This is a genomic window from Achromobacter sp. GQ309 (genome assembly GCF_059759315.1).
In genome coordinates this window covers 382,598-405,721 of the sequence record NZ_JCAXDP010000003.1, presented here as the reverse complement: position 1 = coordinate 405,721, position 23,124 = coordinate 382,598, and the positions used below count along the sequence as shown (strand labels likewise).

Below are 23,124 nucleotides of genomic sequence, written 5' to 3'. Positions count from 1 at the left end.
ATCAGTTGAATCGGCCGATACGGCTCAGATCGCTGAAGTTCATCCAGATGAAGAAAGCGCGGCCGACGATGTTGGCTTCCGGAACGAAGCCCCAATACCGGCTGTCCGCGCTGTTGTCCCGATTATCGCCCATGGCGAAATAATTGCCCTCGGGTACTTTGCAGCGTACCCCATTGTGGCTGTATTGGCAGTTTTCACGGTACGGAAAAGTCCACCTTTCCGGGGAATATACCTGCGGAACCTTCTCTTCCAGCAGGATCTTGTGCTCAACGTCGCCCAACTTCTCTTTATATTGCGCGATGTACGAAACACGATCCGGCTCGAAATAGTCACCATCACGCACGTGCGGGACCAGTTCGCCATTGACATAAAGCTTCTTGTCGATGTATGCGACTTCATCGCCCGGCAGGCCAACGACGCGCTTGATGTAGTCGACGTTCGGATCAACGGGGTACCGGAACACGAACACGTCGCCGCGCTTCGGCTCGCCGACGGGGATGACCTTCTTGTCGATCACGGGCAGGCGCAGACCATAGCTGAACTTGTTCACCAGGATCAGGTCGCCGGACTGCAGCGTGGGCAGCATCGAGCCGGACGGAATGCGGAACGGCTCGACCACGAACGAGCGCAGCATGAACACGAACAGGATGACGGGAAAGAAGCTGACCGCGTATTCGACCCACCAGGGCACGCGCCGCGCGGCGTCGCCGGCTTCGCGCCGCAGGCGCTCGGCCTCTTGCGCATCGCCCACCAGTGCCGCGTCGTATTGCGCCATCGCGGCCTGCGCACGGCGCTCACGCCCCTTACGCAGTACGGCCAGATCGAGCACCCAGATAACGCCGGTAACCACCAGCAGAATAAAAAGGATCAGGGCAAAGTTCCAACTCATCAGCTAATCGCCTTCTGGGGTTCTATTTGTCTTCCACCTGCAGGATGGCAAGGAACGCCTCCTGCGGAATTTCCACGCTACCCACCTGCTTCATGCGCTTCTTGCCCGCCTTCTGCTTTTCCAGCAGCTTCTTCTTGCGCGAGATGTCGCCGCCGTAGCACTTGGCCAGCACGTTCTTGCGCAGCGCCTTCACGTTCTCGCGCGCGATGATTTCGGCGCCGATGGCCGCCTGGATGACCACGTCGAACATCTGGCGCGGAATCAGGCCGCGCATGCGGGTCACCACGTCGCGCGCGCGGTGGCGCGCGTTGCTGCGGTGGACGATGACGGCCAGCGCGTCGACGCGGTCGTTGTTGATCAGCAGGTCGACACGCACCACGTCAGCGGAGCGGTATTCCAGGAATTCGTAGTCCATCGAGGCATACCCGCGCGACACGGACTTCAGCTTGTCGAAGAAGTCCAGCACGATCTCGGCCAGCGGAATCTCGTACACCAGGTGAACCTGGCGGCCGTGATAGCTCATGTTGACCTGCACACCGCGCTTGTTGTTGCACAGCGTCATGACGGGACCGACGTAGTCCTGCGGCATGAACAGCGTGACCTTCACGATGGGCTCGCGGATGTCCTGGATCTTGCCGATCTCGGGCATGCGCGACGGGCTTTCCACGGTGATCACGGAGCCATCGCGCTGCTCGACTTCGTACACCACCGACGGCGCGGTGGTGATGATGTCCATGTCGAATTCGCGTTCCAGGCGCTCCTGCACGATTTCCATGTGCAAGAGGCCAAGGAAACCGCAGCGGAAACCGAAGCCCAGCGCTTGCGACACTTCGGGTTCGAACATCAGCGCGGCGTCGTTGAGCTTGAGCTTTTCGAGCGAATCACGCAGTTGGTCGTATTCGGAGCTTTCGACCGGATACAGCCCGGCGAACACCTGCGGCTTGACTTCCTTGAAGCCCGGCAACGGGTTGGCGGCGGGCTTGTTGGCCAGCGTGACGGTGTCGCCGACCTTGGCGTCTTCAAGCTGCTTGATGCCGGCGATGATGAAGCCCACCTCGCCCGCCGACAGATGCGGACGCTGCTGCGACTTGGGCGTGAACACGCCGGTCTGCTCGCACAGGTGGGTGGCGCCGGACGCCATCAGCAGGATCTTGTCCTTGGGCTTGAGCACGCCATTGATGATGCGCACCAGCATGACCACGCCGACGTAGTTGTCGAACCACGAATCGATGATCAGCGCCTGCAGCGGCGCATCGGGATCGCCCTCCGGGGCGGGCACGCGGGCCACGATGGTTTCGAGGATTTCGTCGATGCCCATGCCGGTCTTGGCGCTGGCCAGCACGGCGTCCGAGGCGTCGATGCCGATCACGTCCTCGACTTCCTGGCGGGCGCCTTCGGGATCGGCCTGCGGCAGGTCCATCTTGTTCAGCACCGGCACGACTTCCACGCCCAGTTCGATGGCGGTGTAGCAGTTGGCCACCGTCTGGGCTTCCACGCCCTGCGATGCGTCCACCACCAGCAGTGCGCCTTCGCAGGCGGACAGGGACCGGCTGACTTCATACGAGAAGTCCACGTGCCCCGGGGTGTCGATCAGGTTCAGGTTGTAGATCTTGCCGTCCTGCGCCTTGTAATGCAGGGCGGCCGTCTGGGCCTTGATGGTGATGCCGCGCTCGCGCTCGATTTCCATGGAATCGAGGACCTGCGCCGACATCTCGCGATCCGCCAGTCCGCCGCAGCGCTGGATCAGGCGATCGGCCAGGGTCGACTTGCCGTGATCGATGTGGGCAATGATGGAAAAGTTGCGGATATGCTGCATGCTTGAATTTATAAGGGACGGAACAGACGGCACACGGCCGGGAGACACCGCCGCCGGAATGTGCACGGCCGACGTGTGAGGCGCTGACGGGCTAGGCCCGGACAAAACTGAGGGGGCGCCAAGCGCCCCCTCTTGCGGCAACCAGCCATTTTAGCCGGTCTTGAGCCATTTTTTTTGTCCGGGGCGCGCCCCGGGACAAAAAGCGCCCTGGGGTGGCCGCACCTGGCGGTTTCCCGCCATGCTGGCTGCCCGGTGGCGGCGCCGGGCAGGCGCCCGCCGGTCCGGGCCGTCATCACTTGGACGCAGGCACCGCTACCCATTGCGTCTGGTCGCCACGGCGCACCAGCAGGCCCGTCGCGCGGCTCTTGTCCAGCTTGGCGACCAGTTCGCCGAACTGCTTGGCGCCGGTGACATCGGTGTCGTTCAGCGCCAACACGATGTCGCCTTCCTGCAGACCCGCCTTCGCGGCCGCGCCATCGGCAACCTTCACTTGGACGCCGCCCTTGATGCGCAGCTTCTTCTGGGTATCGGCGGGCACGTCGATGACGCCCAGGCCCAGCGCGTTGGTGACCTCGGGTTCCGGCGCAGGCTTCTTGCCGGCGGCAGCAGCCTTCTCGGTGGGGATCTCGCCCACCTTGACCGACAGCGTCATGCTCTTGCCCTTGCGCCAGATTTCCATGTCGGCGCGCGTGCCCGGCTTGGTCTCGCCGACGATGCGCGGCAGGTCGGACCAGCGCTTGATCGGTTCTTTGTTGAACTTCAGGATCACGTCGCCCGGCTGCACACCCGCCTGCTCGGCAGGGCCTTCGGCTTCAACGCTGCTGACCAGCGCGCCTTCTGCCTTGGGCAGGCCGATGGCCTCGGCCACGTCCTTGCCGACTTCACCGATCTGCACGCCAACCCGGCCACGCGTGACCTTGCCGGTCGTGCGCAGTTGGTCCACCACGCGCATGGCTTCGTCGATCGGAATGGCCAGCGAGATGCCCATGAATCCACCACTGCGCGAGATGATCTGGGAATTGATGCCCACGACCTCGCCGTCCAGGTTGATCAGCGGGCCGCCCGAATTGCCGGGGTTGACCGCCACGTCGGTCTGGATGAACGGCAGGTATTCGCCGGTATCGCGGCCGATGGCGCTGACGATGCCGGAAGTGACGGTGGAATCCAGGCCGAACGGCGAGCCGATGGCGAGCACCCACTGGCCCTTCTTGAGTTTCTTGGGATCGCCGATCACCAGCGGCGTCATGTCCTTGGCTTCGATCTTGATGAGCGCCACGTCCGTGCGCTCGTCCGTGCCGATGACCTTGGCCTTGAACTCGCGTCCGTCGGTCAGGGTGACGTAGATGTCCGTCGCGTCGACGACCACGTGGTTGTTGGTCAGGATGTAGCCGTCGGCCGACACGAAGAAGCCGGAACCCACGCCGCGCGGCACGGTGCGCTCTTCGGGCGGCGTCGGCTGCGGACGCTGGCGCGGATTGGGCGATTGCGGTCCGGGCGGCTGGAATTCGGGACCGAAGAACCAGCGGAACAGTTCGTAGGGATCGCTGCCGCCAGGACCATTGCCGCCGCCGCGCACCGGAACCGTGGCGGTCGTGCGGATGTTGACGACGGCCGGATCGGCCTTTTCAACGATAGCCGTGAAGTCGGGCAATCCGACCGCGGCAGGCGCCGTCTGCGCCACCGTCACCGGCACGTAGGCGGTGGACAGCATGGCCCCCGCCGCGACAGCCGCCAGAAAGCGCCGGAAAAAAGCGTTCGAGACCGTCATTGCTTTCATATGTCACTCCGAAATTGCTGCTTGCGGAACGGCGGGAATTATTTGGCCCCGCCCTCCGCGGGTGCGGCTGCCGCGGGTGCGGGAGGCACGTACTCAGTGGCCTGCGCAAGTTGTTCCAGCGTGGCGGCGGGCACTTCGCCCACCGCGGTCAGCCAGAAATCCGCAATGCGCGCGCCATATACATTGATCGCGCCGCGCTGGGACGCGCCGTGCGCCGGCTGGTGGTTGCGCTGGCTGTCATAGGGCTCGATGAAGACCGAGATTGCCGCCAAGCCGTCGGACAGCACCATCTGGCTGACCGGCGATCCGCGCTTCATGGCACGCGAGACCTGCATGATCGTCTTGAAGCCGTCGGGCGCCGGAATGCGCCAACCCTGAGCCGCCAGGTCCACGGGCTGCATGTTGGCCTCGAGCACCTTCCAGTCGCGGGTATTCCAGCGCGAGGACAGCGATTGCGGATCGACTTCGGAGCCCAATCGCAGCGAGGTGAACGACACCTGCTCGACCACGCCACGCGCGGCATTGAGCGTCTGGGCCTTCAGCAGCAGATTGGTTTCGACGTCCGCGCACAGGCGATAGCCGTAACGCAGCTTGTCCAGCGGTTCGATCGTGATCAGCCGGCATTCGCGGCCAGCAACGCGGTGCGGCGTGGGTTCCGTGCGGATCTTGTAGTGTTCCGACAGGTTGGCCGGATCGCCCAGCAACAAGCCCGGGAAGCGATCTCCGCGACGACGCTCGACAAGCACGGTCTTGCGTTCGGGGATCAGGCACTGCACGTCGTCGTTGTGACGCAGGTATTCGCGCGGCTGGCCGTCAAGGATCTCGAGGCGTTCGCGCTCGCCGGTGCCATCCAGGACGTGCACGAGGCGCGAGGACTGGATAACGTCGCCCTGCTGATACATGAAGACGCCGGCGTAGTCCTGCTTGCGGGCCGCCTGCTGAATGCGCGTGAGCAGCTGCACGACGTCTTCAGTCTGGCCGGCCGGCGTGGCGCCAGCGGCGGCCGCGGGACCGTGCGCGGCAAGGAAAGCGGTGAGGAGCGTGGCGGCGAACCAGCCGGCGCGATGAGCCTGCCACGAGGCAGCACGTCCCAGCACCGGCCAGCGTGATGGAAGCACAAGCGCCATCAACGTCCCGCTCCGACATCGAACGACACCTGCCGGACCGCGCTGGGGCCGGCCATCTGGCGATGGGCCTCCAGGTAGTCGCGCAGGCCCGAGTCGTCGGAGGCCGAAGCCGGCGAGCTGGCGTCGGCCAGAACGCGCACATCCGTCGCCGGCGAGCCGGTGACGTACGGCTGCGCCACCCACGCGACCGTGGCCACTGCGGCGGCGACGGCCAGGCCGGACAGGCCCATGCGCAATGGCGAGCGGCGCCGAGGCGCCGCTACGATGGGCAGTTCCGCGTCCAGCGCGCGCGCCAGGCGGGCCGAGAAGGCCGCGCTGGGCGTCAGCGCCAGATCGGAATTGCGCAGGGAATCACCAATCAAATGATAGGTGTCCCAGGTCTGACGTCCCTCTTTGGACAACAGACTGGGAAGAATATCGTCGGAATCTTCTCCGTCCATCCAGGCGGAAACCGATTCCTCCCAGGAGGACTCGGCGATCTCAACGGATTTGGCTGCTGTTTGCATGACTGCCACTCCTTACCAGCGACGCTCGACATCGGTGTCGAGCAACGGACGCAACTTGGTCGCAATGGCTTCACGCGCACGAAAAATGCGGGAGCGCACCGTACCGATCGGGCAATCCATGCTCTGGGCGATGTCTTCGTAACTCATACCTTCGATTTCACGCAGGACAATTGCGGTGCGCAATTCTTCAGGTAGTTCCTCAATGGCCGCGTTCACCGTCTCGGCGATTTCGCGGCTGGCAACCATGGATTCCGGCGTGCTTATATCCGTTAGGTTGTCGGTTTCGTTAAAAGTTTCACCGTCTTCCGTTTCAATCGCGTTGGGCGCGCTGGGGCGCCGCCCCTGCGAGGCGAGCCAGTTGCGCGCCGTATTGATGGCGATGCGGTACAGCCAGGTGTAGAAGGCGCTTTCGCCGCGGAACTGGGGCAAGGCGCGGTACGCCTTGATGAAGGCCTCCTGCGCCACATCCTCGATTTCGGCGGGATCGCGGATCATCCGGGCCAGCAGACGGAGGATCTTGCGCTGGTACTTGAGCACCAGAAGATCAAATGCCTTCTTGTCGCCCCGCTGCACGCGGGCGACAAGCTCGGCGTCGACTTCGCGCTCGCTCATGAGGCCTCCCGCAAAGGACGCGTCGGGCGTGCCTGCCGCGCCGTGCCCGCGACGAGGCGCAGACGGCGCCAGGATTCGGGTCGCAGCGTGTGCTTCCAGACGGTGAGGGTGATTTTGCTAGTGGTAAAGGCCGTACTCCCGGTGGGCAAAGGCTGCAGGATAAGCGTCAGCCACGCTGGGCCCCGTTGCTGGTCCAGGAGCAGCGCGTCCTGCCAGCCTTGCGGCCGGCGTAGCTGCCAGTGGCCAGTCCCGGTCGCGGTACGTAGCGCCGTTACCGGGGACGGGGCGTTCCGAGCCGAGTGTAACAGCCCGGCCAAGAGGAATAGAAGGGCCAGGAGCGCGGCCGCAGCCCAGGCATAACCATGCCAGGCTGCCGCTGTCAGCACGCTGGCCGCCGCAGCGGCCAGCGCCAACCCGAAGAGCGCGACGGCTCCCCTGGGCTGCGAGACAGGTAGGCGGAACGACCAACGCCCCCCGACCAAGTCGTCCAAATCAGACCCGGCGAACGGCCATCGAGCCGTTGGTGCCGCCAAAGCCGAACGAATTGGACAGACCCACGTCGATCTTCATCTGCCGCGCTTCGTTCGCGCAGTAATCCAGATCGCATTCCGGATCCTGATTGAAGATGTTGATCGTCGGAGGCGAGACCTGGTTGTACACAGCCAGCGTGGTGAACACGGCTTCGATGCCGCCGGCCGCGCCCAGCAGGTGGCCGGTCATCGACTTGGTCGAGTTGACCACCAGCTTCTTGGCGTGGTCGCCGAACGCCAGCTTGAGCGCGTCGGTTTCGTTCTTGTCGCCCAGCGGCGTGGACGTGCCATGCGCGTTGACGTACTGGACGTCTTCGGCATTCAGGCCGCCGTTGCGCAGCGCGTTGATCACGCCGCGGCGCGGGCCGTCCTTGTCCGGTGCGGTGATGTGGTGGGCATCGGAGCTCATGCCGTAGCCAGCCAGTTCACCGTAGATACGCGCGCCGCGCTTCTTGGCGTGCTCGTATTCTTCCAGCACCAGGACGCCAGCGCCCTCGCCCAGCACAAAGCCGTCGCGGTCGCGGTCCCAGGGACGCGATGCGGTCTGAGGATCATCGTTGCGGGTCGACAGCGCGCGCATGGCGGCAAAGCCGCCAATGCCCAGCGGCGACACGGTGGATTCGGCGCCGCCAGCCACCATGACGTCGGCATCGCCGTATTCGATAAGGCGTGCGGCATCGCCAATGCAATGCAGGCCGGTCGTGCAGGCCGACACCACGGCGTAGCTGGGACCCTTCATGCCGTAGGCGATCGACAGATGCCCGGAAATCAGGTTGATCAGCGAACCCGGCACGAAGAACGGCGAAATGCGCCGAGGTCCCTTGGCAAGGTAATCGACCTGGGTTTCTTCGATGCGCGGCAGACCGCCGATGCCGGAGCCCACGATCACGCCGATACGCTCGGCGTTTTCTTCGGTGACTTCCAGGCCGCAATCGCGCCAGGCCTGCATTCCGGCAGCCAGGCCGTAATGGATGAACGTATCCATCTGGCGGGCTTCCTTGGCCGAAATATAGGTACTGATGTCGAAGTCTTTGACTTCGCCAGCAATGTGGGTGGTGATGGCCGAGGGATCGAAACGGGTGATGCGGCTGATGCCAGAACGTCCGTTGACGATATTGTCCCAAGCGGTGGTCAGATCATTTCCTACGGGGGAAACGATACCCAGGCCGGTGATGACGACACGTCGCTTCACGGATGACTCCTCAAACAGACAAAAGAAAGGCGGTTTTCGGGATGCGCTGCGCGTGTGGACCACATGAAGGCAGGTGGGGCATTACAACGCCCGACCTGCCGGTGGACCACACGGCACTCCTGAAACCGCCCTGATTCCAGGTTGGCCGACGAAATCGGGCAACCAGGACGATATAGGCTGAGCTTACTGCTTACCGTGCGAATTGATGTAGTCAATCGCTTGTTGCACGGTCGTGATCTTTTCGGCCTCTTCGTCGGGGATCTCGGTCTCGAATTCGTCTTCGAGGGCCATGACCAGTTCGACCATGTCGAGCGAATCGGCACCGAGGTCGTCAAGGAAGGAGGACTCGTTCTTGATCTCGGCTTCGTTGACGCCAAGTTGTTCAGCGACGATCTTCTTGACGCGCTGTTCGATGCTTTCCATGCAGATCTCCAATTGGGAAAAATCCCGCGAATTATAGCCAAGCGCGGAGTGATGCAACGCCTGACCGTGACAAAAATAACACCGCGCATTTGTTCTGTCGCCGAGACCGGCGCAGGTTGACCATGTGCGGCGTTTCCGGAGAATCGCGCGCCGCCTTGCCGGCTGCCCGGCGGCGGCGCGTGATTCGTGATTTATTGCATGTACATCCCGCCGTTGACGTGCAGGGTGGTGCCGGTAATGTAACCCGCCTGCGGTCCGGACAAAAAGGCCACGGCATGCGCAATGTCAGCCGGCGAGCCCAAACGGCCCAGCGGAATCTGTTGCAGCAGCGCCGCAGTCTGGTTTTCACCCAGCGCACGCGTCATGTCGGTATCGATGAAGCCAGGCGCCACGCAGTTCACGGTGATGTTGCGGCTGCCCAGTTCACGTGCCAGAGCACGCGCCATGCCCGCCACGCCCGCCTTCGCGGCTGCGTAATTGGCCTGGCCCGCGTTGCCGCTGGAGCCCACCACGGAAGTCACGTTGATGATGCGTCCCCAGCGGGCCTTCATCATGCTGCGCAACACGGCGCGCGACAGGCGGAAGACGGAAGCCAGGTTGGTGTCGATGACGGCCGACCAATCGTCGTCCTTCATGCGCATCGCCAGCGTATCACGGGTGATGCCGGCGTTATTGACGAGGATGTGCGGACCGCCGCCTTCCTTGCCCAGCGCGTCGATCAGCGCATCGCAGGCAGCGGCGTCGGTCACATCCAGCACCACGCCGCGGCCGCCGAACGGCGCCAGCGCTTCAGTGATGCCAGCCGCGCCCGATTCGGACGTGGCGGTGCCGACGACGGTTGCGCCGCGCCCGGCCAGTTCCAGGGCGATCGCCCGGCCAATGCCGCGGGTTGCGCCCGTGACGAGCGCGATCTTGCCCTGCAGTTCGGTCGAGGTGTTGTCCATTGATCAGTTTCCGTTGACGGCTGCCATCGCCGCTTCCAGCGAAGCAGGATCGGTGATGGCCAGGCCGGTGAGTTCGGGGTCGATGCGCTTGGTCAGGCCAGCAAGCACCTTGCCCGGACCGCATTCGATGACGTGCGTGACGCCTTGCGCCTTCATGGCGCGCAGGGTTTCGACCCAGCGCACAGGATGCCACGCCTGACGAACCAGCGCATCGCGGATCGCGTCGGGGTCGGTGGGCGAAGCCACATCGACGTTGTTGATGACCTGCACTTGCGGCGCGGACACAGCGGCGCCAGCGAGCGCGCCAGCCAGCACGTCGGCGGCGGGCTTGAGCAGGCTGGAGTGGAACGGCGCGGATACGGGCAGCAGCAAGGCGCGCTTGGCGCCGGCAGCCTTGGCCAGTTCGCAGGCGCGTTCGACCGCGGCCTTGTGGCCGGCGATCACGACTTGCGCGGGCGCATTGAAGTTGACGGCTTCGACCACTTCGCCTTGAGCGGCTTGCGCACACGCGGCGCGCACGGCATCGTCGTCCAGGCCCAGGATGGCGGCCATGGCGCCGGTGCCGACCGGCACGGCGGCCTGCATGGCGTCGGCCCGCACGCGCACCAGGCGCACGGCGTCTTCCAGCGCCAGCGAACCGGCGGCGGTCAGCGCGGCGTATTCGCCCAGGCTGTGGCCGGCCACGACATCAGGCTTGCGGCCGCCCGCGGCGATCCAGGCGTTGTAGAAGGCAACGCCAGCGGTCAGCATGGCCGGCTGCGTATTGGTGGTCAGGTTGAGCTGTTCGACGGGACCCTGCGCGATCAGCGCGCCCAGGTCCTGACCCAGCGCCTGCGAGGCCCGTGCGACGGTGTCGGTGACCGCCGCCACGCCGGACCAGGCGTCCAGCATGCCGACAGCTTGCGAACCCTGGCCAGGAAAGACAAAAGCGATTTTCATGATTGAGCGTGTGGATTGATTCAGTGTCTGTGTGGAATGCCAGGCGCGCTCTCCGGCCGCCCGCGGCACACATGCCGCCGCGGCCAGGGCACACCCTTACATGCGAGCCAGTACCGAGCCCCAGGTGAATCCGCCGCCCACGCCCTGCATCAGGATGAGCTGGCCCGGCTTGACGCGGCCGTCGCGGCGCGCCGCATCGAGCGCAAGCGGCACGCTGGCCGCGGACGTGTTGGCGTGACTGTCGACGGTGATGACGACCTTCTCGACGGGCACGTCCAGCTTGCGAGCCAGGAAATTCAGGATGCGCACGTTGGCCTGATGCGGGATCAGCCAATCGACATCGGCAACGGTGACGCCGGCTTCAGCGCAGGTGTCGCGCGCGGAGCGGTCCAGAACGGTGACGGCCTGCTTGAAGACGGCCTGGCCGTCCATGCGCAGGAACGGATCGCCCGTGACGTCGCCGTAGGCCACGTTGCCCGCGGCGCTGAGGATCTTCATCTGGCTGCCGTCGGCATGCAGTTGCGCGGCCAGGATGCCGGGCGTGTCGGAAGCCTTCAGCACAACAGCGCCGGCGCCGTCACCGAACAGCACGCAGGTGCTGCGGTCGTTCCAGTCGAGGATGCGCGAGAACACTTCGGCGCCGATCACCAGCGCGCAGCGCGCGCGGCCCGCGCGGATGAAGCTGTCGGCGGTGGTGAGCGCGTAGACGAAGCCGCTGCACACGGCCTGCACGTCGAACGCGGCCGAACCCTTGGCGCCAAGGTTGGCCTGCACCAGGCAGGCCGTGCTGGGAAACACGAAATCGGGCGTGGACGTGGCCACGATGACGAGATCGACTTCGGAAGCATCAACGCCCGCATCGGCCAGCGCGCGGCGCGAGGCCTCGGTGGCCAGCTGGCTGGTGGTCACGCCACGCTCGGCCAGATGGCGCTGACGGATGCCCGTGCGCTCGACAATCCATTCGTCGGAGGTGGCGATATCGCGCGTCGCCAGTTCCGCAGCCAGTTCGTCATTCGAAACCACGCGTTCCGGCAGGAAGCTGCCGGTGCCCGCGATCACGGAGTATTTCATTGCGGTATCCATCAAGCGGTATCCCCAGCCACGTTGGGCGACGCCGCCGATGGGCGATCGCCGGATTGAACGCGCTTGGTAATTTGAGCGACCGTCTGCGCGGTGCGCTCCAGCAGTTTACTCACTACGGCTTCGCGCGCGCGTTGCAAGGCAAAACCGAAGGCGTAAACGTCCGCGGATCCGTGGCTCTTGATGACGACGCCACGCAAGCCGAGCAAAGCCGCGCCGTTGTAGCGGCGGTTGTCCACGCGGTTGCGCAGGCGGTTCAGCACAGGCTTGGCCACCGCGCCGGCGATCAGCGTGATCAGATTGCGCTTGAACTCTTCGCGAATGATGCTGGACAGCATCTTCGCCAGTCCTTCCACGGACTTGAGCACGACGTTGCCGACAAAGCCGTCGCAGACGACGACGTCGACCGTGCCCTTGAAGATGTCATTGCCTTCGACATTGCCGTAGAAGTTCAGCGGGCTGCCGCGCAGAAGCTCGGCGGCTTCCTTGACGACTTCGTTGCCCTTGATGACTTCTTCGCCAATGTTCAGCAAGCCCACGGTGGGGTTGTCGCGATGGTCCACCGCCTGCGACAGCGCGGCGCCCATGATGGCGAATTGCAGCAGGTGCTCGGCCGTGCAGTCCACATTCGCGCCCAGGTCCAGCACCGTGGTGGCGCGGCCCGTCTGGTTCGGAATGGACGTGGCGATCGCCGGGCGGTCGATGCCGTCCAGCGTCTTGAGCACATAACGTGAGATGGCCATCCAGGCGCCCGTGTTGCCCGCGGAAATGCAGGCGTCCGCCCGCCCATCCTTGACGGACTGGGCAGCGAGGCGCATGGAGGAGTCTTTTTTGCGGCGCAGGGCGACCTCGACCGGGTCGTCCATGGTGACGACTTCGGAAGCCGCCACGATCTCAAAGCGATCGCGCGCCACGTTGCGGTGCTCGGAGAGCGCCGCTTCGATAGCGTCGGGAAGCCCGACCAGCAATAGCCGGGTGTCCGGAAATTGCCGGGCGAACTCGATCGCAGCCGGAATCGTGACGGGCAGACCGAAGTCTCCGCCCATACAGTCTATGGCGATGCGTATCACGGGTGCCAGGTATCAGCGCTCAGCCGAAATGGTCCGAGTACGAGTTCGGCCCGGGGGCCTTATTCGTCGGCCTTGGTCTTCAGGACCTTGCGGCCACGGTAGAAGCCGTTGGGGCTGATGTGGTGACGCAGGTGCGTTTCACCGGTGTTCGGTTCGATGGCGGTCGACGGGGCCACCAGAAAATCGTGCGAACGGTGCATACCGCGCTTGGAGGGGGACTTCTTGTTTTGTTGAACGGCCATGATGACTCCTAGAAACGGGGCGCATTGTACGCGATGCGGCCCGATGTTGATCTCAATCTTTGTGCTTCAGTTGTTCCAGCACCGCAAACGGCGACGGACGCTTGACAGCGGGCTCCTCTTCAGGAGCTTCGCTGGCCTTGGCCTGCGCGCCCGGGCATACATCATGCTTGGGCACATACGGAATGCTCAGAATGAGCTCATCTTCGATCTGGGCCAACAGATCAAAATGATGCGAACCCACCACCTTTTCAGGTAGCTGGGCCACAGAATCCCTTCCTACGCCTTCGTCGTCCTCGTCGTCGTCATCGTCGCCTTGATCGGCAAAGGAATGATCATCGTCGAGGTCGTCTTCGGATTTGACCAGTTGCAGCACGACTTCGCTGTCGACCGGATACGCAAACGGCGCATTGCACCGCTGGCACACAACCACCGGATTCGCCTTCACATGCAGGCGCAAAAGCGGTTGGCCCATCAGCAAGCCGGTTTTGCCTTCTTCGCCTTGCACGGACCAGGTCACAAGTCCGGCTTCGCCCAGCGGTTGCTCAGGCAGGCCATCGACCACGCGGGCAAGACGCACCAAGGCGATGCTGCCCTGCGCGCTTTTACCCAGACGGGCAAAGGCGAAGGCGTCGATGCGCTTGACGTCAGAGTCCGCCGCATTCACACCAGCACCGGCCGATCCGTCCGCGCGGCGACTCGCATCGCCAGGCTTTCCCTTCGGTGTCATGTTGATGTTCCTGCAAAAATGCCGCAAAACGTTAGATAATACTGTGACTTACGTATTACCGTCAAATGCCGCATGCCCCACAAACCTAGCTTGATCCTCGCGTCCAGCTCGCGATACCGCAAAGAACTGTTGTCGCGCCTGCGGCTGCCCTTTTCGGCGATTTCCCCCGATGTAGACGAAACGCCACAACCTGGCGAAACCCCCGAGGTGCTGGCGCTGCGCCTGTCCGTGGCGAAGGCGATGGTGGTGGCGGAAAAACATCCAGGCAGCATCGTGATCGGCTCTGACCAGGTTGCCACCGTGGACGGCGCCCCCATCGGCAAGCCGGGCGACTTCACGCGGGCCCAGGCGCAACTGCGCGCGCTGTCGGGCAGACTGGTGGAGTTTCACAGCGCGCTGGCCGTGACCGACGGCCAACGCGTGGAAAAGGCCGACATTGTGACGCGCTGCCGGTTCCGCCAACTGTCCGACCGCGCCATCGACGCCTACCTGCGCGCCGAAGAGCCTTACGATACCGCAGGCAGCGCCAAGGCGGAAAGCCTGGGCATTGCCCTGATGGAAAGCATTCAAAGCGACGACCCCACCGCCATCATAGGCCTGCCGCTGATCGAGTTGACACGCCTGCTAGCAACTTTCGGACTGGATCCGCTCGACGCCCCGGGAGCATCCGCATGAACGGCGCCCTGCACCTGATCCCGGTCAGCCTGGGCGACGCGCCGCCCGAGCGCTGGCTGCCCGCCGACGTGCGCGCGCTGGCCGGCCGGCTGGACACCTACATCGCCGAGAACGCCAAGACCGCCCGCGCCTTCCTGAAGCTCATCGGCACCACCCGGCCGCTACAGGAAATCACCATCCACACCCTCACCGACAAGGCCGACGCCCCGCAGATCAAGGCATGGCTCGACCCCGCAAAGCGCGGCGCGGAGATCGGCCTGGTTTCCGAGGCAGGCTGCCCCGCCGTCGCGGACCCCGGCGCCAAGGTCGTGGACGCAGCGCACCGCATGGGGATCGCTGTCAAACCCTGGGTAGGCCCCTCTTCGATTCTGCTGGGCTTGATGGCCAGCGGCCTGGACGGGCAGCGTTTCGCCTTTCATGGTTATGCCCCGGTGGAACCCGGCGAGCGCGCCAAGCAACTGCGCGCCTGGGAGCAGCACTCGGCCCGCCACAACCAGACGCAGTTGTTGATCGAGACCCCGTACCGCAACGCGGCGATGTTTGCCACGCTGATCGCCACCCTGAAGGGCGACACCAAGCTGTGCGTGGCGCGCTCGATGACGACGGCAGACGAATGGGTGGTCACCCATTCGGTGGCCGACTGGAAGAAGTTGCCGGCGCCCCTGCTGGACAAGCTGCCGACGCTGTTCCTGTACCTGGCGCGCTGATCATGACCCGCCTATTTTCCACGCTGCTGGCCGCGGCGGTCCTGGCCGGCTGCGCGGCGCGCGGGCCCGCCGGCCTGGATCTGGACACCTCGATCACCGCCGTCAGCCAGAGCAGCCGGGTGCGATCCGTGGTCGTGCACTACACCACGGTCGACCACGCCGAGTCGCTGCGCCTGCTTTCCAAGGGCAAGGTCAGCGCGCATTACCTGCTGGACCTGGATGGCCGCGCCTATCGGCTGGTCGACGAAAACCGCGCCGCATGGCACGCAGGGGCCAGTTCCTGGTACGGCAACATCGCAATGAACAGCACCTCGATTGGCATCGAGATCGTCAATCCGGGCTGGACCGAAGGCAGCAACGGGGAGCGCGTCTGGCACCCCTACGACGACCGCCAGGTCCGGGCGCTGACCATCCTGCTGCGCGACATCATCCGCCGGCACAACATCGTGCCGGAGAACGTCGTGGGCCACAGCGACATCGCGCCGCAGCGCAAGGTGGATCCGGGCCCACTGTTCCCCTGGAAGACGCTGGCGGACGCGGGTATCGGGCGCTGGTACAACGAGGCAGGCGCGGCCCAGCATCTGGCTCGCCTGCAGATCGAGGGCGTGCCGGATGTCGCATGGTTTCAGAAGCAGCTGCAGCGGCTTGGCTACGCCAGTCCGCAGGACGGCACTTTGGACCGCGCAACGATCAACACGCTGGCCGCGTTCCAGATGCACTACCGCCCTGCCCTGCACGATGGCCAGCCCGACGCGGAAACCGCGGCCATCATGCTGGCCATGCAGTAGCTGCGGCGCCCCAGCGCTAGCGGACTACGCCCGCGCGCGCCACCAGGCAACGACGCGCCAACCCAGCAGCAGCGCCAGCACCGCGGCGTAGATCGCGGGCTCGGACAGGTCATTCTTGCCCGCCTTGTGCCACCAGTAATGCAGAATCGCCAGCAGGCCGATGGCATAGATGGCCCGGTGCAGCGTCTGCCAGCGCTTGCCCAAACGCCGCATCGCCCACTGCGTCGACGTGGCAGCCAGAGCGGTCATCAGCACGAAGGCCGAAAATCCCACCATGATGAAGGGACGTTCGACGATGTCACGCACCATTTCGGCGGGATCGAAGCCACGGTCCCACCATACCCACGCCATGAAATGCAGCGCCGCGTAGAAGAACGCGAACAAGCCGCACATGCGCCGAACGCGTACCAGCGCGGGCTGACCCGTGAGACGGCGCAGCGGCGTGATGGCCAGGGTGGCCAGCAGACATACCAGTGCCCAGGTGCCAGACGATCGTGTCAGGAATTCAACGGGATTGGCCGTGAGGCCGTCGTGCATCCCCAGCCATATCCAGCGCGCGAACGGCGCCAGGCCCAGCAGAAAGAGCAGCGGCTTGAAGCGCCCGATCGTCCGGGCCGAGAGCTGCGCCTTCCTGGGTGCCGCAGCCGAGGCAGCGCGAGGAGCAACGGACACGGATCAGCGCCTCAGTAATTGGCCTTCAGGTCCATGCCCTGATAAAGCGACGCTACCTGATCGCTGTAGCCGTTGAACATGAGCGTCTTGCGCTTGGGCGTGAACAGGCCATCCTCGCCGATGCGGCGCTCGGTGGCCTGGCTCCAGCGAGGATGCGCGACGTTAGGGTTCACATTGGCGTAGAAGCCGTATTCTTGCGGGGCCGACTTGACCCAGGACGTGACGGGCGGCTTTTCCACCAGCCGGATCTTCACCAGCGATTTGCCGGACTTGAATCCATACTTCCACGGCACGGCCAACCGCAGCGGCGCGCCGTTCTGGTTGGGCAGCACGCGCCCATAGACGCCAAAGACCAGCATCGCCAGCGGATGCATGGCTTCGTCCAGGCGCAATCCCTCCACATACGGCCACTCCAGGATGGCAGCACGCACGCCCGGCATATTTTCCCGCTGCACGGCAGTGACAAATTCGACGTACTTGGCGTTGCCATTCGGCTCCACCTGCTTGAGCACCTCGGACAGCGAATACCCAACCCACGGAATGACCATGGACCAGCCCTCGACGCAGCGCAGGCGGTAGACGCGGTCTTCCATGGGCGCGAGCTTGAGCAACTCTTCGATGGTGAACGTGTGCGGCTTGTTGACCTCGCCCTCGACGCTCACGGTCCACGGCCGGGTCTGCAACTTGCCAGCATTTTTGGCCGGTTCGCCCCTATCTACGCCGAACTCGTAGTAATTGTTGTAGGACGTGATATCTGCCAGGGACGTCTGCTTGTCCATGATGCTGAACGCAGGGTTGGACGTGCCCGGCAGCGCGCCGGCGTCCTGCGCGTGGGCGGCGCGCGTAGCCCAGCCGGGCAGCCCGACGGCAGCAGCGGCAGCGCCGGCGCGCAACATGAGTTCGCGGCGCGACCGCCACACGGCCTCGGAAGTGATCTCGGACGGCAAAAAGTCGTCGGGCTTGCGTATCAGCATCGTAATCTCCGGTATGGCGCCGCGCTCCGTGAGCGCGCGCCCGCGTCAACCATGGACGCTGGACGGGGCTATCTTATTCCGCGGCGGTCTCGCGAAGCACGCGCAGCGCCTTCCGGATAGACCCGCCGGACCGGCGGACGTTCCTGCCGGCCTTCATCAGCCAGAGCCTACGCGCCGGCACTCACGCGCGGCATAAGCCATTCGCGCACGAGCGGAACGGTGTCCAGCACTGCTTGCGGGGCACATCCCTCAAGCTCCTTCAGGGTGTGTGCACCGTAGGTGACCCCCAGACCGTGTACACCCGCGTTGCAGGCCATCTGCAGATCATGCGATGTATCGCCCACCATGATGACCCGCGACGGATCCACGTCCAGTTCCTGCATCAGTTCGTGCAGCATGGCCGGATGCGGCTTGCTGAAGGTCTCGTCGGCGGTGCGGGTCGCGTCAAACAGAGGGCCCAGGCCGGTCGCGGCCAGCGCGCGCGTCAGGCCGACGCGGCTCTTGCCCGTGGCGACAGCGAGCCGCACGTTCTGGCTGGCCAGGTCGGTCAGCAACTCGTTGATGCCCTCGAACAGGCGCAATTCCGGATCGCGCAGCAGGTAGTGCGTGCGGTAGCGCTCAAGGAAGCGAGGCAGCATGGCCTGCGTCAATTCGGGGACGGCACGGCGCAACGCGCTTTCGAGCGAGAGGCCGATGACCCAGCTTGCCTCGGACGCGGACGGCACCGCCAGATCCAGATCGCGGCAAGCGCCCTGGATGGCGGCCACGATGCTGTGCGTGGAATCCATCAGGGTGCCATCCCAGTCAAAGACGACCAGCGAATACGACATATCAGGCAGACTCCAGTGTTTTCAGGATGTTCCGGCAAGCTGGCGGCAGCTCGGCGGTCAGTGTCATGACCTCACCCGTCAGCGGGTGAGGCAGGGTGAGGCTGTGAGCGTGCAGGAACATGCGGTTGAAGCCCTGCCGCGCAAATTGCGCACGTACGTCGTCGTGGCCGTATTTGTCGTCCCCGACGATGGGAAAGCCGCTGGATGCCAGATGGACCCGGATCTGGTGGGTGCGTCCGGTGCGCAGCTCGGCGTCGACCAGACTGTAACCGCCAAAACGCTGTTTGAGCGTGACAATCGTGTGCGCCGTCTGCCCGTCCGGATCCACCTTGACGCGGCGCTCGCCGGACTGCGTGGTCCATTTGGTCAGGGACAGCTTGATGTGCTGGCGGTCGTTGACCCAGTCGCCCTCGACCAGCGCGAAATAATGTTTGTCGCTCCGGCCCTCGCGCAGCATGGCGTGCAGCGCCAGCAGCGCGCTGCGCTTCTTGGCGACCATCAACAGCCCCGAGGTTTCGCGGTCCAGCCGGTGCACCAGCTCCAGGAACTTGGCCTGCGGGCGCGCGGCCCGCAGCTGTTCGATCACGCCAAACGAGACCCCGCTGCCGCCGTGGACGGCAACGCCAGCGGGTTTATCCACGACGAGCATGGCGTCGTCTTCAAAGACGATCGGGAATTCGGCGGCGGGCACGGGTCGGGGCTTGCCGGGGTCAGGCAGGCGCAGGGGCGGAATGCGGACGACGTCGCCTTCCTCAACCCGGTAATCCACCTGGATGCGTCCCTTGTTGACGCGGACTTCGCCGCCGCGGATCGCCTTGTAGATGTGCGTCTTGGGCACCCCCTTGCACAGCCGCATGAGGAAGTTGTCCAGACGCTGGCCGGCATGCTCGGCGCCCACTTCAACCATGCGGACGGCGGGGGCTGCTTTAGAGGCGGATACGGGGGAGGAAGTTTCTTTGCGCATTGCGGAAAGCGACATATAATCGGGACAGCCTTAAGGGGCTGAACTAGCCGCCTGGCGTAGAGATGCAACCAACACGCAACTCCGTCGAGCGCGCGGGCCGCCATTGTACTGCCTGCTCATTCAACCCCTGGGTCTCTTGGTCGCCGGCGCAACCGAGCCCTGCGGAATAGTGGTGTGGCATTCATCTTGCCCGCTGTTCCGGCAGGTCCGTTGCATGCCGCAAGCGGCTCTGAAGCACTGCAAGAATCGTCGCATATTTAAAGCACCAGCTGCGCGTGGGCAACCAATCCGACCGCAGCTGCCGTTCACAGCATTTTTTCCGTCAAACCACATTCAGTGAAGCTGACCCTCCTGCTGACAGAACCCCGTGCCCCACGGCACGACGTGCCCGCCTGACCCGCGGCGGATACGCCTGGGCGCCGCCCAGGTACGGTCCGCACCTTCTTGCCCGCTTCAGCCGCAGCCCGAGTGGCCCGAGGTCACGCGCCGATATCGGCGCGTCATGACAACGGAGAAACCCTCTCATGAAGCGCATGCTGTTCAATGCGACGCATCAGGAAGAATTACGCGTCGCTATCGTCGATGGGCAAAAACTCATCGACCTTGACATCGAGACTGCCGGCCGCGAACAGCGCAAAGGCAATATCTACAAAGGTGTCATCACCCGGATCGAACCCGGCCTCGAAGCTTGCTTCGTCAACTACGGCGAAGACCGTCACGGCTTTCTGCCCTTCAAGGAAGTTGCGCGCAGCTTCTTCAAGGAAGGCGTCGATGTCCGTACCGCCCGCATCCAGGACGCCCTGCGCGAAGGCCAGGAACTGATCGTCCAGGTCGAAAAGGAAGAACGCGGCAACAAGGGCGCAGCCCTGACCACGTTCATCTCGCTGGCTGGCCGCTACCTGGTCCTGATGCCCAACAACCCCCGCGGCGGTGGTGTTTCGCGCCGCGTCGAGGGCGAGGATCGCCAGGAACTGCGCGACACGATGGAACAGCTCGACTTGCCCCAGGGCATGAGCATCATCGCCCGCACCGCAGGCATCGGCCGCAACGTCGAAGAACTGCAATGGGACCTGTCCTATCTGCTGCAGCTCTGGACCGCCATCGACGGCGCCGCGCGCGACAACTCCGCGCCCATCCTGATCTATCTCGAATCCAGCCTGGTCATCCGCGCGATCCGCGATTACTTCTCGCCCGAAATCGGCGAGATCCTGATCGACACCGACGAGATCGCCGACCAGGCCACCGCCTTCATGAGCGTGGTGATGCCGGACAACGTCCAGCGCGTCAAACGCTACCGTGACGACATCCCCCTCTTTTCGCGCTTCCAGATCGAACACCAGATCGAAACGGCCTACTCGCGCACGGTGCAACTGCCCTCGGGCGGCGCCATCGTGATCGACCACACCGAAGCCCTGGTTTCCGTGGACGTGAACTCGGCCCGCTCGACCCGCGGCGCCGACATCGAGGAAACCGCGCTGCGCACCAACTCGGAAGCGGCCGACGAAGTGGCCCGCCAGTTGCGCCTGCGCGACCTGGGTGGCCTGATCGTCATCGACTTCATCGACATGGAAGACAGCAAGAACCAGCGCGCCGTCGAACAGCGCCTGCGTGATGCCCTCCATTTCGACCGTGCCCGCGTCCAGATGGGCAAGATCTCGCGTTTCGGCCTGATGGAACTGTCGCGCCAGCGCCTGCGTCCGGCCCTGAACGAAGGCTCGCACATCACCTGCCCGCGCTGCAACGGCACCGGCGTGATCCGCGACGCCGAATCCAGCGCCCTGCACGTCCTGCGTCTGCTGCAGGAAGAAGCCATGAAGGAAAACACCGCGGCAGTCCACGCCCAGGTGCCCGTCGACGTGGCCACGTACCTGTTGAATGAAAAGCGTGCCGACATCACCAAGATGGAAGCCCGCCTGAAGGTCAACCTGATGCTGATCCCCAACAAGCATCTGGAAACGCCGCACCATCACATCGAGCGCCTGCGCCACGACGATCCCCGCCTGGAAGAGCTGAAGACCAGTTTCGAACTGGTGGAAGCGCCGGCCACGGACGCGCCCTGGCAGCCGCGCGAAAGCGAAATCAAGTCGCGTCCGGAAGCCCTGGTCAAGGGCATCACGCCGTCGCAGCCCGCCCCCGTCTCGACGCCCGCAGCGCCGGCCGCCGCACCCGCCGCGCCCGCGGCAAGCGCCGGTCTGGGCGGCCTGTTCAAGCGTCTGGTCAGCTGGCTGACCGGCGGCTCCGAACCCGCCAAGCCCGCCCCCGTAGCCGCCGAAGAAACCGCCAAGCGCGCGGGCTCGTCGCGTGGCAAGGGCCGCAGCGGCCATGACGGCCAGGAACGCCGCGGCGAACGCCACGGCTCCGACCGCAACCGCAACCGCCGCGGTGAAGGCCGTGGCGAAGGCGCCGAGGCCACCGAAGGCGGCCGTCACCACGTCCGTGGCAACCGCCGCTCGGATGGCGAACGCGGCGAACGCAACAATCGTGGCGAAGGCCGCGGCGAGCGCGACACCCAGGCCGCCACCCAGGCAGCCCTGGCATCCGCCCGTCCGGAACAGACGCCCGAACTCAACGGTGAAGACACCGGCGCAGGCCGCAATCGCCGCCGTGGCCGTGGCCGTAACCGCCGCGAGGAAGGCCAATCCGACGCGCCGATGAGCGAACAGGAAAGCATGGTCGCCGCGCTGGCCCAGACGGTCGCCACCGCGCTGCCTGACGCCAAGTCGGATACCAAGCCCGCTGCCGAAGCCCTGGACAATGCTGACGCCGACGAACAGTCCGCCGACGCGTTCCCGGGCGCTGAAGGCGCCGAAGGCGCCGCGGACCCCGAGCGCAAACGCCGCCGCCGCCGCAGCCGCCGTGGCCGCCGCAGCCAGGATGAAGCCGGTCTGGCCGGTAGCGACGAGCTGCAGGAAGACGGCGCCGAAGATGCAGGCGAACAGCAAGCCGAAGGCGTCGCCGCCCAGGCTGCTGAGCCGGTTCAATCGGCCGCCGAGCAAACTGCTCCTGCCGCCGCGCAGCAGGTTCAAGCCCCGGCCCAGCCCGTGCAGACCGCTGCGCAGCCCGAGCACGCGCCGGTCGAACCGGTTCAAGCCCCCAAGGCTGAGCCCGTCCAGGCCGCTGCCGAGCCCGTGGTGGCGCCCGCCGCCGAACCCGCGGTGAAGCCCGCGGTTGAGCCGGCAGCCCAGCCCACGGCTGAGCCTGCCACTCAACCCGTGCAGACCGCGCCGCAAGCGACCCCGCCTGTCGTCGTGCAACCCGCCAGCGAGGCTTCGGTCCCCGCTGCGCCGGTGCAGACGCCGGTGGAAGCGCCCGCCGCTGAACCTGTGGTCCAGACGCCGGCAGTGGCCGCTGCTCCCGTCGCTCCGGCCCCCGCGCCGGTTGCGCCCGCCAGCGCGCAACAGCCCATCGTGGTCCCTGCCGTTGCCCCGGCCGCCAAGGCGCAAGCCTTGCACGACGTGGTCAACGCCGCTGGCCTGAAGTGGGTGGAAACCGATCCGGAACGCCACGCGCAAACGCAGCAGCGCATTGCCGCCTCGTACGCGCCGGTCCGCCTGGGCCGCGAACGCAAGCCGGTGACGCCCGTCTCGAACGAGCCGCTGGTTCAGGTCGAAACGCGCCACTAAGCCGCACGGCCGTCAGG

At 65.1% G+C, this 23,124-nt stretch carries 22 protein-coding genes; 4 read left to right on the top strand and 18 right to left on the bottom strand.

Features of this window, described 5'->3' with window-relative positions; all coding sequences use genetic code 11:
* Window position 1 precedes the first annotated feature (1 nt).
* From lepB to AC6CIE_RS11195, 14 genes are all read right to left on the bottom strand, one after another.
* The gene (gene lepB, locus AC6CIE_RS11260; RefSeq protein WP_218345225.1) at window positions 2–889 is read right to left on the bottom strand and encodes a signal peptidase I; all 888 of its coding nucleotides are present in this window, start codon (window positions 887–889) and stop codon (window positions 2–4) included.
* A gap of 22 nt (window positions 890–911) precedes the next feature.
* The gene (gene lepA, locus AC6CIE_RS11255; protein ID WP_191576748.1) at window positions 912–2,705 is read right to left on the bottom strand and encodes a translation elongation factor 4; all 1,794 of its coding nucleotides are present in this window, start codon (window positions 2,703–2,705) and stop codon (window positions 912–914) included.
* A 292-nt stretch (window positions 2,706–2,997) separates the two neighbouring features.
* Window positions 2,998–4,482: a DegQ family serine endoprotease gene (locus AC6CIE_RS11250; RefSeq protein WP_175122950.1), complete on the bottom strand. Its 1,485-nt coding sequence runs from the start codon at window positions 4,480–4,482 to the stop codon at window positions 2,998–3,000.
* A gap of 38 nt (window positions 4,483–4,520) precedes the next feature.
* Window positions 4,521–5,609 (bottom strand): MucB/RseB C-terminal domain-containing protein, encoded by a 1,089-nt coding sequence (locus AC6CIE_RS11245; RefSeq protein ID WP_367351598.1) that lies wholly within the window; start codon window positions 5,607–5,609, stop codon window positions 4,521–4,523.
* Window positions 5,609–6,115 (bottom strand): sigma-E factor negative regulatory protein, encoded by a 507-nt coding sequence (locus AC6CIE_RS11240; RefSeq protein ID WP_105237797.1) that lies wholly within the window; start codon window positions 6,113–6,115, stop codon window positions 5,609–5,611. Before AC6CIE_RS11240 ends, AC6CIE_RS11245 begins: the two co-directional genes overlap by 1 nt.
* Window positions 6,116–6,127: 12 nt before the next feature.
* Entirely contained in the window at window positions 6,128–6,727 is a 600-nt protein-coding gene (gene rpoE / locus AC6CIE_RS11235; protein WP_008161984.1) for an RNA polymerase sigma factor RpoE, read from the bottom strand.
* Between the two features lie 492 nt (window positions 6,728–7,219).
* The gene (gene fabF / locus AC6CIE_RS11230; protein ID WP_175122952.1) at window positions 7,220–8,449 is read right to left on the bottom strand and encodes a beta-ketoacyl-ACP synthase II; all 1,230 of its coding nucleotides are present in this window, start codon (window positions 8,447–8,449) and stop codon (window positions 7,220–7,222) included.
* A gap of 183 nt (window positions 8,450–8,632) precedes the next feature.
* On the bottom strand, window positions 8,633–8,872 hold the full coding sequence (gene acpP, locus AC6CIE_RS11225; protein WP_003813816.1) for an acyl carrier protein: 240 nt from the start codon (window positions 8,870–8,872) through the stop codon (window positions 8,633–8,635).
* A gap of 191 nt (window positions 8,873–9,063) precedes the next feature.
* Window positions 9,064–9,816: a 3-oxoacyl-ACP reductase FabG gene (fabG, locus tag AC6CIE_RS11220; protein ID WP_175122953.1), complete on the bottom strand. Its 753-nt coding sequence runs from the start codon at window positions 9,814–9,816 to the stop codon at window positions 9,064–9,066.
* Window positions 9,817–9,819: 3 nt separating this feature from the next.
* A complete protein-coding gene (gene fabD, locus AC6CIE_RS11215) occupies window positions 9,820–10,755 on the bottom strand; it encodes an ACP S-malonyltransferase (protein WP_175122954.1) in 936 nt (311 codons plus the stop codon).
* A gap of 96 nt (window positions 10,756–10,851) precedes the next feature.
* Entirely contained in the window at window positions 10,852–11,838 is a 987-nt protein-coding gene (locus AC6CIE_RS11210; protein WP_498092235.1) for a beta-ketoacyl-ACP synthase III, read from the bottom strand.
* Window positions 11,838–12,905: a phosphate acyltransferase PlsX gene (gene plsX, locus AC6CIE_RS11205; protein WP_175137337.1), complete on the bottom strand. Its 1,068-nt coding sequence runs from the start codon at window positions 12,903–12,905 to the stop codon at window positions 11,838–11,840. Before plsX ends, AC6CIE_RS11210 begins: the two co-directional genes overlap by 1 nt.
* A 59-nt stretch (window positions 12,906–12,964) precedes the next feature.
* Complete coding sequence (rpmF, locus tag AC6CIE_RS11200; RefSeq protein WP_006218037.1) at window positions 12,965–13,147, bottom strand: 50S ribosomal protein L32; 183 nt, start codon at window positions 13,145–13,147, stop codon at window positions 12,965–12,967.
* 52 nt (window positions 13,148–13,199) lie between these two features.
* The gene (locus tag AC6CIE_RS11195) at window positions 13,200–13,874 is read right to left on the bottom strand and encodes a YceD family protein (RefSeq protein ID WP_218345258.1); all 675 of its coding nucleotides are present in this window, start codon (window positions 13,872–13,874) and stop codon (window positions 13,200–13,202) included.
* 72 nt (window positions 13,875–13,946) lie between these two features.
* Between AC6CIE_RS11195 and AC6CIE_RS11190 the strand changes: the two genes are divergently transcribed.
* The 3 genes from AC6CIE_RS11190 to AC6CIE_RS11180 are packed head-to-tail and all read left to right on the top strand — an operon-like array spanning window position 13,947 to window position 16,044.
* Entirely contained in the window at window positions 13,947–14,549 is a 603-nt protein-coding gene (locus AC6CIE_RS11190) for a Maf-like protein (protein ID WP_498092234.1), read from the top strand.
* Entirely contained in the window at window positions 14,546–15,256 is a 711-nt protein-coding gene (locus tag AC6CIE_RS11185) for an SAM-dependent methyltransferase (RefSeq protein ID WP_498092233.1), read from the top strand. The genes AC6CIE_RS11190 and AC6CIE_RS11185 overlap by 4 nt, the downstream gene beginning before the upstream one ends.
* A gap of 2 nt (window positions 15,257–15,258) precedes the next feature.
* On the top strand, window positions 15,259–16,044 hold the full coding sequence (locus tag AC6CIE_RS11180) for an N-acetylmuramoyl-L-alanine amidase (RefSeq protein ID WP_498092232.1): 786 nt from the start codon (window positions 15,259–15,261) through the stop codon (window positions 16,042–16,044).
* Between the two features lie 24 nt (window positions 16,045–16,068).
* On the opposite strand, the gene msrQ is transcribed toward AC6CIE_RS11180, so the two are convergent.
* The 4 genes from msrQ to AC6CIE_RS11160 form a co-directional block, all read right to left on the bottom strand.
* Window positions 16,069–16,716, bottom strand: a complete 648-nt coding sequence (gene msrQ / locus AC6CIE_RS11175) for a protein-methionine-sulfoxide reductase heme-binding subunit MsrQ (RefSeq protein WP_498092231.1) — start codon at window positions 16,714–16,716, stop codon at window positions 16,069–16,071.
* An 11-nt stretch (window positions 16,717–16,727) separates the two neighbouring features.
* Window positions 16,728–17,690 (bottom strand): protein-methionine-sulfoxide reductase catalytic subunit MsrP, encoded by a 963-nt coding sequence (gene msrP / locus AC6CIE_RS11170; protein WP_498092230.1) that lies wholly within the window; start codon window positions 17,688–17,690, stop codon window positions 16,728–16,730.
* 167 nt (window positions 17,691–17,857) lie between these two features.
* Window positions 17,858–18,520, bottom strand: a complete 663-nt coding sequence (locus AC6CIE_RS11165; protein ID WP_175122962.1) for an HAD family hydrolase — start codon at window positions 18,518–18,520, stop codon at window positions 17,858–17,860.
* A 1-nt stretch (window position 18,521) separates the two neighbouring features.
* A complete protein-coding gene (locus AC6CIE_RS11160) occupies window positions 18,522–19,484 on the bottom strand; it encodes an RluA family pseudouridine synthase (protein WP_370647791.1) in 963 nt (320 codons plus the stop codon).
* A 524-nt stretch (window positions 19,485–20,008) separates the two neighbouring features.
* Between AC6CIE_RS11160 and AC6CIE_RS11155 the strand changes: the two genes are divergently transcribed.
* The gene (locus tag AC6CIE_RS11155) at window positions 20,009–23,107 is read left to right on the top strand and encodes an Rne/Rng family ribonuclease (RefSeq protein WP_498092229.1); all 3,099 of its coding nucleotides are present in this window, start codon (window positions 20,009–20,011) and stop codon (window positions 23,105–23,107) included.
* The last annotated feature ends 17 nt before the right edge of the window (window positions 23,108–23,124 follow it).